Annotated in this window: 15 protein-coding genes and 1 pseudogene; 15 read left to right on the top strand and 1 reads right to left on the bottom strand. The window is 66.0% G+C overall.

Translation table 11 applies throughout. The annotated features are described in order from the left end of the window. The first annotated feature begins 91 nt into the window (after positions 1-91). From lepB to recO, 5 genes are all read left to right on the top strand, one after another. A complete protein-coding gene (gene lepB, locus XaplCFBP3123_RS02515; RefSeq protein ID WP_104532662.1) occupies positions 92-892 on the top strand; it encodes a signal peptidase I in 801 nt (266 codons plus the stop codon). A 28-nt stretch (positions 893-920) separates the two neighbouring features. Then, positions 921-1298, top strand: coding sequence for a DUF4845 domain-containing protein (locus XaplCFBP3123_RS02510; protein WP_039511481.1), 378 nt, complete (start codon positions 921-923; stop codon positions 1296-1298). Further along, positions 1288-1968 carry a ribonuclease III gene (gene rnc / locus XaplCFBP3123_RS02505; protein WP_104533245.1) on the top strand — a complete coding sequence of 227 codons (681 nt, stop codon included), beginning with the start codon at positions 1288-1290 and terminating at the stop codon, positions 1966-1968. Before XaplCFBP3123_RS02510 ends, rnc begins: the two co-directional genes overlap by 11 nt. Further along, on the top strand, positions 1965-2864 hold the full coding sequence (gene era, locus XaplCFBP3123_RS02500; protein WP_104532661.1) for a GTPase Era: 900 nt from the start codon (positions 1965-1967) through the stop codon (positions 2862-2864). The genes rnc and era overlap by 4 nt, the downstream gene beginning before the upstream one ends. A 251-nt stretch (positions 2865-3115) precedes the next feature. Continuing rightward, positions 3116-3838, top strand: a complete 723-nt coding sequence (gene recO / locus XaplCFBP3123_RS02495) for a DNA repair protein RecO (protein ID WP_104532660.1) — start codon at positions 3116-3118, stop codon at positions 3836-3838. Between the two features lie 151 nt (positions 3839-3989). Here the strand turns inward: recO and XaplCFBP3123_RS02490 are convergent, their stop codons facing one another. Beyond that, a complete protein-coding gene (locus tag XaplCFBP3123_RS02490) occupies positions 3990-4712 on the bottom strand; it encodes a response regulator (RefSeq protein WP_104532659.1) in 723 nt (240 codons plus the stop codon). Between the two features lie 157 nt (positions 4713-4869). Between XaplCFBP3123_RS02490 and rlmD the strand changes: the two genes are divergently transcribed. The 10 genes and pseudogenes from rlmD (at position 4870) to XaplCFBP3123_RS02440 (ending at position 14434) form a co-directional block, all read left to right on the top strand. Beyond that, the gene (gene rlmD / locus XaplCFBP3123_RS02485) at positions 4870-6204 is read left to right on the top strand and encodes a 23S rRNA (uracil(1939)-C(5))-methyltransferase RlmD (RefSeq protein WP_104532658.1); all 1335 of its coding nucleotides are present in this window, start codon (positions 4870-4872) and stop codon (positions 6202-6204) included. A gap of 87 nt (positions 6205-6291) precedes the next feature. Then, on the top strand, positions 6292-6789 hold the full coding sequence (locus XaplCFBP3123_RS02480) for a CYTH domain-containing protein (protein ID WP_104532657.1): 498 nt from the start codon (positions 6292-6294) through the stop codon (positions 6787-6789). A gap of 149 nt (positions 6790-6938) precedes the next feature. After that, complete coding sequence (locus XaplCFBP3123_RS02475) at positions 6939-7622, top strand: DsbA family oxidoreductase (RefSeq protein ID WP_104532656.1); 684 nt, start codon at positions 6939-6941, stop codon at positions 7620-7622. Between the two features lie 39 nt (positions 7623-7661). Further along, positions 7662-8672 (top strand): NAD(P)/FAD-dependent oxidoreductase, encoded by a 1011-nt coding sequence (locus XaplCFBP3123_RS02470; protein WP_104532655.1) that lies wholly within the window; start codon positions 7662-7664, stop codon positions 8670-8672. A gap of 4 nt (positions 8673-8676) precedes the next feature. Further along, positions 8677-10242: pseudogene (locus tag XaplCFBP3123_RS02465) on the top strand (cryptochrome/photolyase family protein). Between the two features lie 140 nt (positions 10243-10382). Continuing rightward, the gene (nagZ, locus tag XaplCFBP3123_RS02460; RefSeq protein ID WP_016903732.1) at positions 10383-11387 is read left to right on the top strand and encodes a beta-N-acetylhexosaminidase; all 1005 of its coding nucleotides are present in this window, start codon (positions 10383-10385) and stop codon (positions 11385-11387) included. Further along, complete coding sequence (locus tag XaplCFBP3123_RS02455; protein WP_016903731.1) at positions 11387-11941, top strand: hypoxanthine-guanine phosphoribosyltransferase; 555 nt, start codon at positions 11387-11389, stop codon at positions 11939-11941. The genes nagZ and XaplCFBP3123_RS02455 overlap by 1 nt, the downstream gene beginning before the upstream one ends. Positions 11942-12026: 85 nt before the next feature. Beyond that, positions 12027-12779 carry an S-methyl-5'-thioinosine phosphorylase gene (locus XaplCFBP3123_RS02450; protein WP_104532654.1) on the top strand — a complete coding sequence of 251 codons (753 nt, stop codon included), beginning with the start codon at positions 12027-12029 and terminating at the stop codon, positions 12777-12779. 87 nt (positions 12780-12866) lie between these two features. Next, the gene (cspE, locus tag XaplCFBP3123_RS02445; RefSeq protein ID WP_003488188.1) at positions 12867-13073 is read left to right on the top strand and encodes a transcription antiterminator/RNA stability regulator CspE; all 207 of its coding nucleotides are present in this window, start codon (positions 12867-12869) and stop codon (positions 13071-13073) included. A 95-nt stretch (positions 13074-13168) separates the two neighbouring features. Continuing rightward, positions 13169-14434 carry an FAD-dependent oxidoreductase gene (locus XaplCFBP3123_RS02440; protein ID WP_104532653.1) on the top strand — a complete coding sequence of 422 codons (1266 nt, stop codon included), beginning with the start codon at positions 13169-13171 and terminating at the stop codon, positions 14432-14434. Positions 14435-14442: the final 8 nt, after the last annotated feature.

The raw sequence follows: 14442 nt of genomic DNA, 5'->3' as shown, positions 1-14442 counted from the left end.
ATCGGGAATTGGGAATCGTAAGGGCGCAAGTGCTCCTGCTGTTCCGATTCCCCATTCTCGATTCTCGATTCCCTTTCCGAAAGGAACATCAATGAAATGGTTTGAAATCGCCCTGGTTGTATTGACGCTGGGCACCGGCTTCATCTGGCTGCTGGACAAGCTGTTCCTGGCCAAGCGCCGCGCTGCACGTGCCGGTCTGCTGGACAGCGAGCCAGCGATCATCGATTACTCGCGGGCCTTCTTTCCGGTGCTGGCGGTGGTGTTGATACTGCGCAGTTTCGTTGCCGAGCCGTACAAGATTCCGTCCAGTTCGATGATGCCCAATCTGCTGATCGGCGACTTCATCCTGGTCAACAAATTCGCCTACGGCTTCCGTCTGCCGATCACCAATACCAAGTTCATCCCGACCGGCGAGCCCAAGCGCGGCGACGTGGTGGTGTTCAAGCCGCCGCATGCGCCGGACCAGAACTGGATCAAGCGCGTGGTGGGCCTGCCGGGCGACAAGATCGGTTTCCACGGCGATACGCTGTACATCAACGACAAGCCGATGCGTTACACGGTCAAGGGCGAGTACATCGGTAAGGGCAAGGGCGCCGAGATGACCGGCACCACCTTGCTGGTCGAGGACTTGCCGGGCCGCACCCACACCGTGCTGGAGTGGGTCGACCGCAACATGCCGGCCGGGCAGGGCGAGTGGACCGTGCCGGCGGACAGCTATTTCGTGATGGGGGATAATCGCGACAACAGCGAAGACAGCCGGTTCTGGACCCAGACGCACTTCTTGCCGGAGGCCAACCTGCGCGGCAAGGCGTTCCTGATCTGGCTCAATTGCGAAGGATGGTTCTGCAAGGGGAGTTTCGATCCGTCGCGGATCGGGACCGGAATCCAGTAATGCACGCACGGCGTGCCGGGGAAGCACAATGAAGCGCAAGCAAAGCGGTATGACGTTGACGTCGTTCGTGGTGGTGCTGGCGGTGGTCGGGTTCGCGCTCTATATCGGGATGAAGCTGTTTCCGATGTACCAGGAATACTATTCGGTGCGCACCGCCATGAAGGGCTTGGCCAAGGAGCCCGATAGCGCCAACATGGATCCGTCCAAGTTGCAGGATCTGTTCTTTCGTCGGCTGTACATCAACTACTCGGAAAACGTCAAAAAAGAAGACGTCAAGTTCGAGCGCGTCGACGGTGGCTGGCGCATGAAGGTCAACTATGAAGTCCGCCGCGAATTGATCGGTAATCTGGATGTCGTCGGTAAATTCGAGACGTCCCAGGACATGACGGGACGTGGTGGCGAATAGGACTTTCCAGCGCGGCGATCCGATCGGGCATGCGTTCGCCGATCCGGGTCTGCTCGCCCAGGCGCTGCGGCATCGCAGCGCCGGTACTCCGCATAACGAACGACTGGAATTCCTTGGCGACGGCATCGTCAATCTGCTGATCGCCGAGGCGCTGTATCAGCGCTGGCCCAAGGCCGACGAAGGCGCATTGACCCGCGCGCGCGCCGAACTCGTACGCGAAGGGGCGCTGGCGGTGATCGGCCGCACCCTCAACCTGGGCGAGCGGCTGACGCTGGGCCCGGGCGAGCTGAAATCCGGCGGCCATCGCCGCGATTCGATTCTGGCCGATGCGGTCGAGGCGATCGTGGCGGCGATCTATCTGGACTGCGGCTTCGAACGCTGCCGTGCGGTGGTGCTGCCATGGTTCGAGCCCTCGCTGGCGGCGCTGCCGGTGGGCAAGGCGGAAAAAGACCCCAAGACCCGGCTGCAGGAATGGCTGCAGGCGCGACAGCTGCCGCTGCCTAATTACGCGCTGATCAGCGAAAGCGGCGACGAACATGCCAAGCAGTTCCATGTCGCCTGCATCCTGGAGCAGCCCGTGGCCCGCGCCGAAGGCCAGGGCACCTCGCGTCGCCTTGCCGAGCAACAGGCGGCCACCCTTGTCATCGCACAACTGGATTCGAACACGTGAGCGAAACCTCTTCTCCCCACCGTAGCGGCAGCGTTGCGGTGATCGGCCGGCCCAACGTCGGCAAGTCCACCCTGACCAATGCCCTGGTCGGCGCCAAGGTCAGCATCGTGTCCAACCGGCCGCAGACCACGCGCCACCGGTTGCTGGGCATTGCCACTTTCCCCGAGGGGCAGCTGGTGCTGGTCGACACCCCCGGACTGCATCGCGAGCAGAAGCGCGCCATGAACCGGGTGATGAACCGCGCCGCGCGCGGCTCGCTGGAAGGCGTGGACGCGGCAGTGCTGGTGATCGAAGCCGGCCGTTGGGACGACGAAGACACGCTGGCCTTCAAGGTCCTGAGCGACGCCGAGGTGCCGGTGGTGCTGGTGGTCAACAAGGTCGACCGGCTCAAGGACAAGACGGCGCTGTTTCCGTTCCTGGCCCAGATCAGCGAGGGGCGCACGTTCGCTGCGGTGCATCCGGTGTCCGCGCTCAAGCGCAAGGGCCTGGAGGCGCTGGTCGGCGACCTGCTCAAGCTGGTGCCGGAGGCCGAAGCGATGTTCGGCGAGGACGAGATCACCGACCGCAGTCAGCGCTTCCTTGCCGGGGAACTGGTGCGTGAGCAGTTGATGCGGCAGCTCGGCGAAGAGCTGCCGTATGCCACCACGGTGGAGATCGAACGCTTTGCCGAAGATGGCGCGCTGCTGCGTATCGGCGCGGTGATCTGGGTCGAGCGAGAAGGCCAGAAGGCGATCGTGATCGGCAAGGGCGGTACCCGTCTGAAGGACATCGGCGGCAAGGCGCGTCTGCAGATGGAGCGCCTGTTCGGCGCCAAGGTATTCCTGGAGACCTGGGTGCGCGTACGCGAAGGCTGGTCGGACGACGAAGCCGCATTGAAGGCCTTCGGGTACGAGTGAGGCCCTGGCCGATGCTGAGGCCGGCCCAGCGCTGACGACGTGCTGAGAGCCTGTCGATGCGATCGCTTAAACCGGCAATAGCGTGGAGCTGCGATGCAAGCGATGTCTCGATGGACCGGATCGCGCCTGCTCATCGCAGCCGATGTCGTTAACGGCTGTGATTATGTGCGCTGCCGACAGCGACTCACAGCAATCGTTGTCGGCAGCGGGTCTTCTGTCCTGCAATCGCGCCCCCTGCCGCACAACAGATCATGCTGATCGAACACGAACGTGGCTTCGTCCTGCATGTGCGACCATGGCGCGAGACCAGCCTGCTGGTGGAAGTGCTGACCGAGCAGCATGGTCGGGTCGGGCTGTTGGCGCGCGGGGTGCACGGGCCACGCAAGCAAGCCTTGCGGGCCGCGCTGCAGCCACTGCAGTTGATCCAGTTCACGGCGGTGCAACGCGGCGAACTGGCCCAGTTGCGTCAGGCCGAGGCGCTGGATACCGCCCCCCGGCTGACGGGCGAATCCATGCTGGCCGGTTTCTACATCAGCGAATTGCTGCTGCGCCTGGCGCCGCGTAACGACCCGGTGCCCGAATTGTTCGATTGCTACGCACAGGCGCGTGCGCATCTGGCATCCGAGCTGCCACTGGCCTGGGGGCTGCGCCAGTTCGAGCGCGATGTGCTCGATGGCCTGGGCTTTGCCTTCGATCTGCAGCATGATCGCGACGGCCAACCGATCGACCCGGCGGCGCGCTACCGGCTGGATCCGCAGGAAGGCGCGCTACGCGTGCTGAGCGAGGCGATGGCGCAGGATCGGCGCGACACCGTGACCGGCGCGGCGCTGCTGGCGTTGGGCCAGGACGTCATGCCCGCGGCCGACGACATGCCGGGCCTGCGTCGCAGCATGCGTGGCGTGCTGCTGCATCATCTGAGTGGACGCGGGCTGAAATCCTGGGAAATGCTCGAGGATCTGGCGCGACGGCGTTGATGGGCGCAAGGCGGCGCAACCACACCTGGCGAGCAGTGGCCGGATGCGCGTCGGGGGCCATGCGCACCGGTCGTGCACGCGTGATCCTCGATGTCGCGCGTCCCGATCGCCGACGCTGCGCCGCGTCCAGAGAGATCGGCGCCGTCGTCCTTCAGTGCAGCAGCGCAGCCACCGCCGCATGGAACTGCGTCTGTGCCGTGCTGGAATGCGGGTCGCCGCGCAGCAGGCGCACTGCACCGGCAAGCCGCGCCGCGCCGACAAAACCGCAACTGGCCTGCAACCGATGCAGATGGCCGCGCAGCGCCTGATCGTCGCTGACCTGCAAGGCCGAATCCACCGCGTCGCGGGTGCCCGGCAATTCGGCCAGGAACAATTCGCGCAGCGCGTTGAGATGGTGTTGCTGGCCATTGAGCGCGCTGAGCGCGGCCGCTTCGTCCCAATCGGTGGCGGCGATGTCGACCACGCCTACCGGCGCCACGCTGTATCGGCCGCGCGCCAGTCCACGGCGGACCGCCTGCAGCAGGCGCTCGGAGGTCAGCGGCTTGACCAGCATTTCCAGAAAGCCATCGGACTGCAGGCTGCGTTGCATCGCCATAGTGGTGTCCGCGGTATGAGCCAGTGCAGGTACGTCCGGGTGCAGCAGGCGCAGCGCGCGTAGCAGGCCGCTGCCGTTGCCATCGGGAAGATTGACGTCGATCAGCCACAGGTCGTGGCGACGTTCGCGCGCGCGGTCCAGTGCCGAAGACAACGAGTCTGCGCAATCCACATGGGCGGGAAGACCTTCCAGCACCGCCTGCAGAAAGCCACGGCTGATCGGGTCGTCCTCTACCAGCAAGAGTCGTGGTTGGGGTTGCTGGCGTGTCGCCATGTTCATGCTGCCTCCTTGTCAGCGATGCCGCGTCCTAGTAGCCGCGTGCAGCGGAAGTGTGCCTGTGTTTGCGCGGCGCGACAATTGTTCTACGACGCGAAGCGGCCGCGATCGATCGCATCTGCGACAATACGCACCCTTTTTGCCCGCAGCTCGTCGCCACGTGGCCAGAACCCGAAACCGCTTCGACCGTACGCCGTTCCAGACCGCGATCACCGACCTCAGCCACGATGGGCGCGGTGTGGCCCGCCGCGACGGCGAGGGCGGCAAAGTCACCTTCATCAGTGGCGCCTTGCCCGGTGAGCTGGTGCGTGCCGAACCCACCGCGCGCAGCCGGCATTTCGACGAGGCCAGGACGGTGGAGGTGCTGGAGGCATCGCCGCAGCGGGTGACCCCGCGCTGCCCGCATTTCGGCGTCTGCGCCGGCTGCGTGTTGCAGCATCTGGAAGAGTCGCAGCAGATCGTGGCCAAGCAGCGCGTGTTGATGGACAACCTCGAGCGCATCGGCCACGTCACGCCGCAGGCGGTGTTGCCGGCGCTGGTCGGCGATAACTGGGGCTATCGGCGAAAGGGCCGCTTTTCGGTCCGTCGCGTGGAAAAGAAGGACAAGACCCTGGTGGGGTTTCGCGAGCTGGATCCGCGCTTCGTGGCCGATCTGTCGGTCTGCTACACGGTGATCCCGCAGATCGGCGAGAAGATTCCGCAGCTGGCGGCGCTGGTCGAAGGCCTGGACGGCAAGCGCGATATCCCGCAGATCGAATTCATTGCCGGCGACGATGCGGTGGTATTGACCATCCGCCATCTGCAGCCGCTCAGCGAACGCGATCTGCAGGCGCTGACCGCTTTCGCGCAGGCGCAGGGCTTTGCGATCTTCCTGCAGCCGGGCGGCGTGGAAAGCGTGCATCCGCTATGGCCGCAGGATGTGCCGCTGTCGTTCCGCTTGCCGCAGTGGGATGTGGAGCTGGCGTTCCGGCCGCTGGATTTCATCCAGGTCAACGCCTCGCTCAACCAGAAGATGATCGCGCATGCGCTGGCACTGCTCGACGCCGGCCCGGACGACCGCGTGCTGGATCTGTTCTGCGGGCTAGGCAATTTCACCCTGCCGCTGGCGCGCGGTGTGCGCGAAGTGGTCGGCGTGGAGGGCGATGCCGGGCTGGTGGCGCGCGCCAGGGACAACGCGCAGCGCAACGGTCTGGCCAATGCGCAGTTCCATGCGGCCGACCTGACCCAGGACCAGCGCAATGCTGCATGGATGCGACAGGGCTTCGACAAGCTGCTGCTGGACCCGCCGCGTTCGGGCGCCCTGGAAGTGCTGCAGCAGTTGCCGCTGAAACAGTTCGAGCGCATCGTCTATGTGAGTTGCCACCCCGGCTCGCTGGCGCGCGACGCCGGCTACCTGGTCAACGAGCAGGGCTTCACGCTCAAGGCCGCCGGCGCGATGGACATGTTTCCGCATACCGCGCATGTGGAGAGCATTGCGGTGTTTGAACGGCGGTGAATCGGGAAGAGTGAATCGTGAATCGTAGAGGCGGTTCGCCGTATGCTGTTGCGATTCCCGATTCCCGATTCCCGATTCCCAAATCCCATGCCCATCGAAATCGAACGCAAATTCCTGGTGACCGGCGATGGCTGGCGCAGTGCCGCGCATGCGGTGATCCCGATGGCGCAGGGCTATATCAACGATCAGGCGTCATTGCGCAGCGGTGCGCAGAATGCGTCGGTGCGGGTGCGCATCCAGGGTGAGCACGCGTTTCTCAATCTGAAATCGCGTGAGGTGGGGCATACCCGGCAGGAGTTCGAGTATCCGATTCCGGTAGTCGAGGCGCGTGCGCTGCTGGCGCTGTGTGTCGGCGGTCTGATCGACAAGCGCCGGCATCTGGTCCAGCACCAGGGGCATGTGTGGGAAGTGGATGAATTTCTCGGCGACAACGCCGGGCTGGTGGTGGCCGAGATCGAACTCGGCGATGCCGACGAGGCCTTCGCCAAGCCCGGGTGGATCGGCGCGGAAGTCACCGACGACGTGCGCTATTACAACCTGGCGTTGGCCTCGCATCCGTTCAAGAACTGGAGCGGGGATTTGTGATTCGGGATTCGGGATTGGGCATTCGGGATTCGTAAAAGCTAAAGTGATGCGTCGGACTTGGTCTGATTGCGTTGCGACTCCCCAATCCCTGCCTTGGTATTGGGTTTATGCTTTGCGAATCCCCAATGACGAATCTCCAATCCCCGCCCATGCGCATCGATATCTGGTCTGACGTGGTCTGTCCCTGGTGCTGGATCGGCAAGCGCCGTTTCGAGCAGGCGGTGGCAGCGCTCGGTGCGCAGGCACCGGCGCTGGACATCCATTACCACGCGTTTCAGCTGGACCCTGACGCCGGCCTGGAGCCGACGCCGTTGCGTGATGCGCTGGCGCAAAAGTTCGGCGGCGCTGTGCGGGTGGAGCAGATGCTGGCGCAGACCCAGGCCACTGCGCGTGCCGAAGGCCTGCCGTTCGATTTCGGGCGTGGGCAGGTGCAGGTCAGCACCCTGCGCGCGCATCGGCTGATCTGGCTGGCCAGCCGCGAGGGCGATGTCCAAGCCGTGATCGAAGCGCTGTTCCATGCGCATTTTGCCGAAGGCCAAAACGTCGGCGCGACCGAAACGCTGGTGGCTGCCGGAGCCGCTGGCGGTCTGGACGAGGCACGCGTGCGCGCCCTGCTGGACTCCGATGAGGGCGTCGTTGCCGTGGAAGCGCAACTGGCGCAAGCCGCTGCGCTGGGAATCCGTGCGGTGCCCAGTTTCGTCATCGATGGACGCAGCCTGATCCAGGGCGCGCAGCCGCCGGAGAGCTTTGCGCAGGCACTGTTGCAGCTGGCGGCCGAATCGGCGCCGATCGGTGGCCCCGATGCCTGTGGGCCGGACGGCTGCGCGGTGTGAACGGCCGGCGGCGTGTTGCGACCGCCTGCAGCTGACGAGATGACGCGGCCCACCCGATCGAAGACGGTTGCGGTGATCGGCGCCGGGTTGGCCGGGCTTGCCTGCGCGCAACGGTTGCAGGCGTCAGGATTGACCGTGACGCTGTTCGAGCAGGGCGATAGGCCCGGCGGGCGCATGCGCAGCTGTAGCGGCGATGGTTGGCAGTGCGATCACGGCGCGCAGTATTTCACCGCACGCGACCCGGCGTTTGCCGCGGTGGTGGATGCATGGATCGCGCGCGGCATTGCGGCAGTCTGGCCTGCGCGCGTCGCCAGTTGGGATGGCTCCGGCATGCGTTCTTCGCAGGGCGGGCTGACGCGCTTTGTCGGGGTGCCGGACATGGCCGCACCGGCGCGTGCGCTTGCGGCGGAACTTGATGTTCGGTTGTGCACGTGCGTGCAGTCGCTGCAGCGCAATGGCGCCACCTGGCAGCTGCAGGTGGCGGAAGACGCGACGACACACGCTTTCGACACCGTGTTGCTGGCGGTACCAGCGCCGCTTGCAGCTGCATGGCTGGCGGACATCGTGCCCACGTTGGCGACGATTGCCGCCAACGCACGGATGCAGCCGGCCTGGGCGGTGGTGCTGCGTTTCGACGTGCCGGTCGATCCCGGCTATGACGCCCTGTTCGTCAACGCCGGCCCAGTGCGCTGGGTGGCACGCAACTCCAGCAAGCCGGGGAGGGAGGGCTTGGAAACCTGGTTGCTGCATGCCACTGCCGATTGGAGTCAGGGGCATCTCGACGCGACGCCTGAAACAGTGATTGTCAGCGTGTTGTCCGCGTTGGCCGCGTTTGGTCTGCCAGCGCCGCAGTCCTGCGATGCCTATCGCTGGACGGTTGCCAGCACTGATCCTGCCTTGCAGATCGGCTGTGCCTGGAATGCGCCGCTGAGCATCGGCATCTGCGGCGACTGGTTGGCCGGCGGCAAGGTCGAAGGGGCCTGGCAAAGCGGTGTGGCCTTGGCAGCGCGTGTATGCGCCGGCGATACCGCGGGCAGCGGTCAGGAGTGATGCCGTGGCAGACGCAGCCGACCGCAACCCGCAGGCAGCCGCGCACACGTTGCGCCTGATTCTGGGCGATCAACTCAATCCGTAACACAGCTGGTTCGATGCGATCGATGCGGGCGTGGTCTATGTGCTGATGGAAGTGCGCGAGGAGACCGACTACGTGCTGCACCACGCGCAGAAGATCCTGGCGATCTTCGCGGCGATGCGCGCGTTCGCGACACGCTTGCGCAAGGCCGGTCATCGGGTGCGTTACGTGGCCATCGACAACCCCAGCAATCGGCAATCGATTCCCGCCAATCTGGACGCGCTGATGGCGCATTACCGCGCTAGCCGGCTGGAGTATCAGGCGCCGGACGAATGGCGGCTGGACGAAGCATTGCAGCACTGGTGCGCACGCCAGCCGTTCGCCACGCGCATGGTCGATAGCGAGCATTTCCTGACCGAACGCGATGAGGTGGCCGGGTGTTTTCGCGCCGGCGGCCAGTGGCGCATGGAAGTGTTCTATCGAAAGATGCGCCGTCGCCACCGGATCCTGCTCGATGCCGCGGGCGAGCCGGCAGGCGGGCGCTGGAATTTCGATCACGACAACCGCGCGCCGTGGCCGGGCGATCCGCCCGCGCCGCAGGAGTGGCGCATCGCGCACGACCATCGCGCGCTGTGGACCAGTATCGAAGCGGCCGGCGTACGCAGCTTCGGCGCGCCGAGCGCCGACGCGCTGCCATGGCCGCTGGACCGCGACCAAGCGCTGCAGCACCTGGATGCCTTCATCACGCAAGCGTTGCCGCACTTCGGCCGCTACGAGGATGCGATGAGCACACGCAGCCCACGTCTGTTCCATTCGCTGCTGTCGTTCGCGCTCAACGTCAAGCTGCTGCATCCGCGCGAGGTGATCGCGCGCGCGGAGGCGGCTTTGCACGACGGGCACGCGTCGCTGGCATCGGTGGAAGGCTTCATCCGCCAGATCCTGGGCTGGCGCGAATACGTACGCGGCGTGTACTGGTCGCAGATGCCCGCCTATGCGCAGTCCAACCAGCTCGACCAGCATGCACCGCTACCGCACTGGTTCTGGGACGGGCAGATCGGCATGCGCTGCCTGGCCGATGCGATCGGCAATTCGCTGGCCAACGCGCACGCGCACCATATCCAGCGGCTGATGGTGATCGGCAATTTCGCGCTGCTGGCGGGGCTGGAGCCGCAGGCGCTGCATCGCTGGTACCTGGGGGTCTATATCGATGCGTTCGAATGGGTGGAACTGCCCAATACGGTCGGCATGAGCCAGTTCGCCGATGGCGGCCTGCTCGGCAGCAAGCCGTACATCAGCGGCGCGGCCTATATCGACCGCATGAGCGATTACTGCGGTGGCTGCCACTACCAGCGCAAGGTGCGGGTGGGCCCGCAGGCCTGCCCGTACAACGCGTTGTACTGGGATTTCCTGGCGCGGCAGCGCACGCTGCTGGGCGCCAACGAGCGCCTGGCGTTGCCGTACCGACAGCTCGACGACATGGCACCGGAGGCGCTGGGGCAGGTGCAGGCGCAGGCCGCGCATTGGCGGGCGAATCTGGAGCGGCTCTGAGGGGCAGCCGGAAGGCAGCGGCCGGGCCGAGACGGCCGGAAACACGGACTTGCCTGAATGCGCGATCTGACGCTGCAACGCGCATCTGCGACAATGCCGCGCTGCGCCAACGTGGCGCCTGGCCCGGGAGTCCCCCCAATATGCTTCTGATCGGCGTCGCCGGTACCGAACTCAGCGCACAGGAGCGCGACTGGCTGCAGCACGACGCGGTCGCCGGCGTGGTGCTGTTCACGCGCAACTTCGCCTCGCGCACGCAGGTGGCCGCGCTGTCTGCGTCCATCCGCGCGGCCGCACCGCGCCCGGTGCTGATCTGCGTGGACCAGGAAGGCGGGCGCGTACAGCGGTTCCGCGACGGTTACAGCGCCCTGGCGCCGCTGCAGAGCTTCGGCGCGCAGTATGCGCAGGACCCCGAGGCCGCGCTCTCCGCGGCGCGCGCGCATGCGCAGCTGATGGCCAGCGAAGTGCGTGCCAGCGGTGTGGACCTGAGCTTCGCGCCGGTGGTGGATCTGGGCCGTGGCAACCGCGCCATCGGCGATCGTGCCTTCAGCGACGATCCGCAGATCGTGGCCAGCTTCACCCGCGCCTATGTGCAGGCGCTGCACGGCGCTGGCATGGCCGCCACGCTCAAGCATTTCCCCGGCCACGGCACCGTGCTGGAAGATACCCACGTCGACCATGCCAGCGACCCGCGGCCGCTGGACGTCCTGCTGGCCGAAGATCTGCTGCCGTTCGTGGCCGGTATCGCAGCCGGTGCCGACGCGGTGATGATGGCGCACGTGGTCTACCCGCAGGTCGCCCCGGAACCGGCCGGCTATTCGCAGCGCTGGATCGAGCAGATCCTGCGCGGGCAACTGGGCTTTCGCGGCGTGGTGTTCTCCGACGACATCGGCATGGCCGCCTCGTTCAGCGCTGGCGGCGTGGCGGGCCGGGTGCATGCGCATCTGGACGCCGGCTGCGACGTGGTACTGGTCTGCCACCCGGAGCTGGTCGATGAATCCCTGCAGGCCGTACAAGGCCGCAGCCTCAATACCGCAGCATTGATCGGCCTGATCGGCCGCGGCGCGCTGGGCTGGGATGGCCTGCTCGCCGGCTCCGACGCCGCATTCACCACTCCCCTTTCCGCCTCTTTCGGAACAACTGCCTGATGTCCACGCTCACCATTTCCCAGGCCCTGGCCCAAGCCGACCTGCTGGTCGACCGCCCCGCCATCGATGCGGCCGTTGCCAGCATCGCCGACGCGATCGCGCGCGACTATGCCGGCGAAGTGCCGGTGTATCTCACCATCATGCACGGCGCGCTGCCGTTCTCCGGCCAGCTGGCGCTGGAGCTGGGTGCACGCGGCCAGGACCTGCAGTTCGATTACCTGCACGCCACCCGGTATCGCGGCGAAACCACCGGCGGCGAGCTGGTGTGGAAGCACCGTCCGGCCACTGCGCTGTTCGGCCGCCGGGTGATCCTGGTCGACGACATCCTCGACGAGGGCTACACGCTGCAGGGCGTGCGCCAGTGGTGCCTGGAGCAGGGCGCCACCGACGTGCGCGTGGCGGTGCTGACCGTCAAGCGTCACGACCGTTGCGTGCCCGGCGTTGCCGCCGATTATGTCGGCGTGGAAGTGGCCGACCGTTACGTGTTCGGTTTCGGCATGGACGTCAACGAGCAGCTGCGCGGCATTCCCGCCATCTACGCGATGAAGCAGTAACTGCCGCAGTTTGCCCGCGTTGCTGCGGGCAGCCCGGCGCGCAGGCCTGCGCGCACCGTCATGTCTTTTGTAGCAGAGGTTGCTTGTGTCCCCCACTTCCATCGCATTGGCCGTCATCGGCGGCACTGGCGTCTACAAGCTCGCCCAGCTGGACGAGGTGCAGACGTACGCTATCGAAACGCCGTATGGCGCGCCTTCCGGCCCGATCCGCGTGGGCATGTTGCTGGGCCACCGCGTGGCATTCCTGGCGCGCCATGGCGAAGGCCATTCGCTGCCGCCGCACAAGGTGAATTACCGTGCAAACATCGCTGCGCTGCAGCAAATCGGTGCCTCGCGCGTGCTGGCGCTCAACACCGTCGGCGGCATCACCGAGCAGTTCGGTCCGCGTGTGCTGGCGTGCCCGGATCAGCTGATCGACTACACCTGGGGCCGCGTGTCCACCTTCTGCGAAGAGCCGGGCAGCGAGGTGCAGCACGTGGATTTCGGCCATCCGTATTCGCCGATGTTTCGCAGCAAGGTCATCGCCGCCGCCAAGGTGACCGGCGTCACGATGGTTGCCGGCGGATGCTACGGCGCCACCCAGGGACCGCGGCTGGAAACGATTGCAGAGATCGCCCGCATGCGTCGCGACGGCTGCGATCTGGTCGGCATGACCGGCATGCCCGAAGCCGGTCTTGCACGCGAAAAAGGCCTGGAATACGCGTGTTTGGCGATCGTGGCCAACTGGGCGGCCGGTTGCGGCGACGCGCAGGAAATCACCATGGCGGAGGTGTTGGCCAACGTGGATGCCGCCTCGTCCGGATTGCCGGAGCTGATCGGCGAACTTGCACGCGGGTGATTGTCATCGGGGCATAAGCTTTGCATACTCGGCGCGTACGCATCGCCGTACACCACCCATTAATTATTGCAAAGGTCTCGCATCACCATGCCGAACGGTACCGTCAAGTGGTTCAACGACGCCAAGGGATTTGGCTTCATCTCACCGGAGGACGGCAGCGCCGATGTCTTCGCGCACTTCTCCGCGATCAACTCCAAGGGCTTCCGCAGCCTGCAGGAAGGCCAGCGCGTCAGTTATGACGTGACCCAGGGCCCAAAGGGTGCCCAGGCTTCGAACATCACGCCGGTCGAGTGATGTGACTCGATTGTGCGGTTGAAGAACCCCGCCACGGCGGGGTTTTTTTTGCATCGGTCCATGCGGGGTCGGTGCCGTCCTAAAGAGCGAAGGACATGCAGCGAGCATTGCGCATTGCGGTAGTGGGCTATGGCACGGCGGGGCAGGCACTGGCCGTGCTGCTGGGCGCCGACGGGCATCGACTGGACGTGTTCGAACGCGCTGCCGCGCCCGGGCCAGTGGGCGCAGGGTTCCTGCTGCAGCCCAGCGGCTTGCAGGTGCTGTGGAAGATGGGCCTGCTGCCGCAGGCGCTCGCGCATGGCGCGCCGGTACGACGGCTGTATGGCGAAACACCGTGCGGACGCGCGGTGATGGACATGCAGTATCGCGACCTGGATGCGCGGCTGATGGGCCTGGGGATGCAGCGCGGCGCCTTGTTCACGCTGTTGCGCGAGGCCTGGCCGGAGCACGCGCAACTGCATGTGGATACCCAGATCACCGCCATCGATCACGACGGCGTGCGCGTGCAGGACCAACGCGGGCAATGGCATGGCCGCTACGATCTGATCATCGCCGCCGATGGTTCCGCATCGACCTTGCGCGCGCAGGCCCAGGGCACGCGGCTGGATCGGGTGTATCCGTGGGGGGCATTGTGGTGTCTGCTGCCGCGCGAGGACTGGCCGTTTGTCGACGAGTTGCGCCAGCGCTACATCGGCGCGCGCAAGATGATCGGCCTGCTGCCGGTGGGCACGCGCCCGGGCGACGACACTCCGCGGCTGAGTTTTTTCTGGAGCCTGCCGTGCAGCGATTTTTCCGCGTGGGAACAGCGCGGCATTGCCGCATGGCGCGAGGAGATCGCGCAGATGTGGCCGCAGGCGCATGCGCGTCTGGACAGCGTGCAAGTGCAGGGCGCACTGGCGCGTGCCAGTTATCGCGACGCAGTGGTCACGCGCTGGCATCGCGGCCGTTTCGTGCTGGCCGGCGATGCTGCGCATGCGATGAGTCCGCAGCTGGGGCAGGGCGTCAACATGGCGCTGCTGGACGCGTTGGCGCTGCGCGATGCCTTGCGGGCCGGTGCCGATCTGGATGCGGCCTTGCAGCGCTACCAGCGCGAGCGCCAGGCGCATGTGGCGATCTACCACCGCTGGAGCCGTTGGCTGACGCCGTTGTTCCAGTCCGAACGCGATCTGTGGGCGCACGGGCGCGACCTGCTGCTGCACCCGATGGGGCGCGTGCCCGGCGGGCGCGGACACATGTTGCGCGTGCTCAGCGGCACCCAGCACGGCTGGTTCGGCAAACTGGCATTGGCGCCGGAGTTCGTGGAGGCCTTGTCGCAACCGGTGCCGCGTGTGGCCGTCGACAAGGCCGAAGCAGCCGCATAGAGGCCGTC

Source organism: Xanthomonas arboricola pv. populi (genome assembly GCF_002939945.1).
GTDB classification, from domain to species: domain Bacteria; phylum Pseudomonadota; class Gammaproteobacteria; order Xanthomonadales; family Xanthomonadaceae; genus Xanthomonas; species Xanthomonas arboricola_A.
This window is presented reverse-complemented; position numbering and strand designations above follow the sequence as displayed.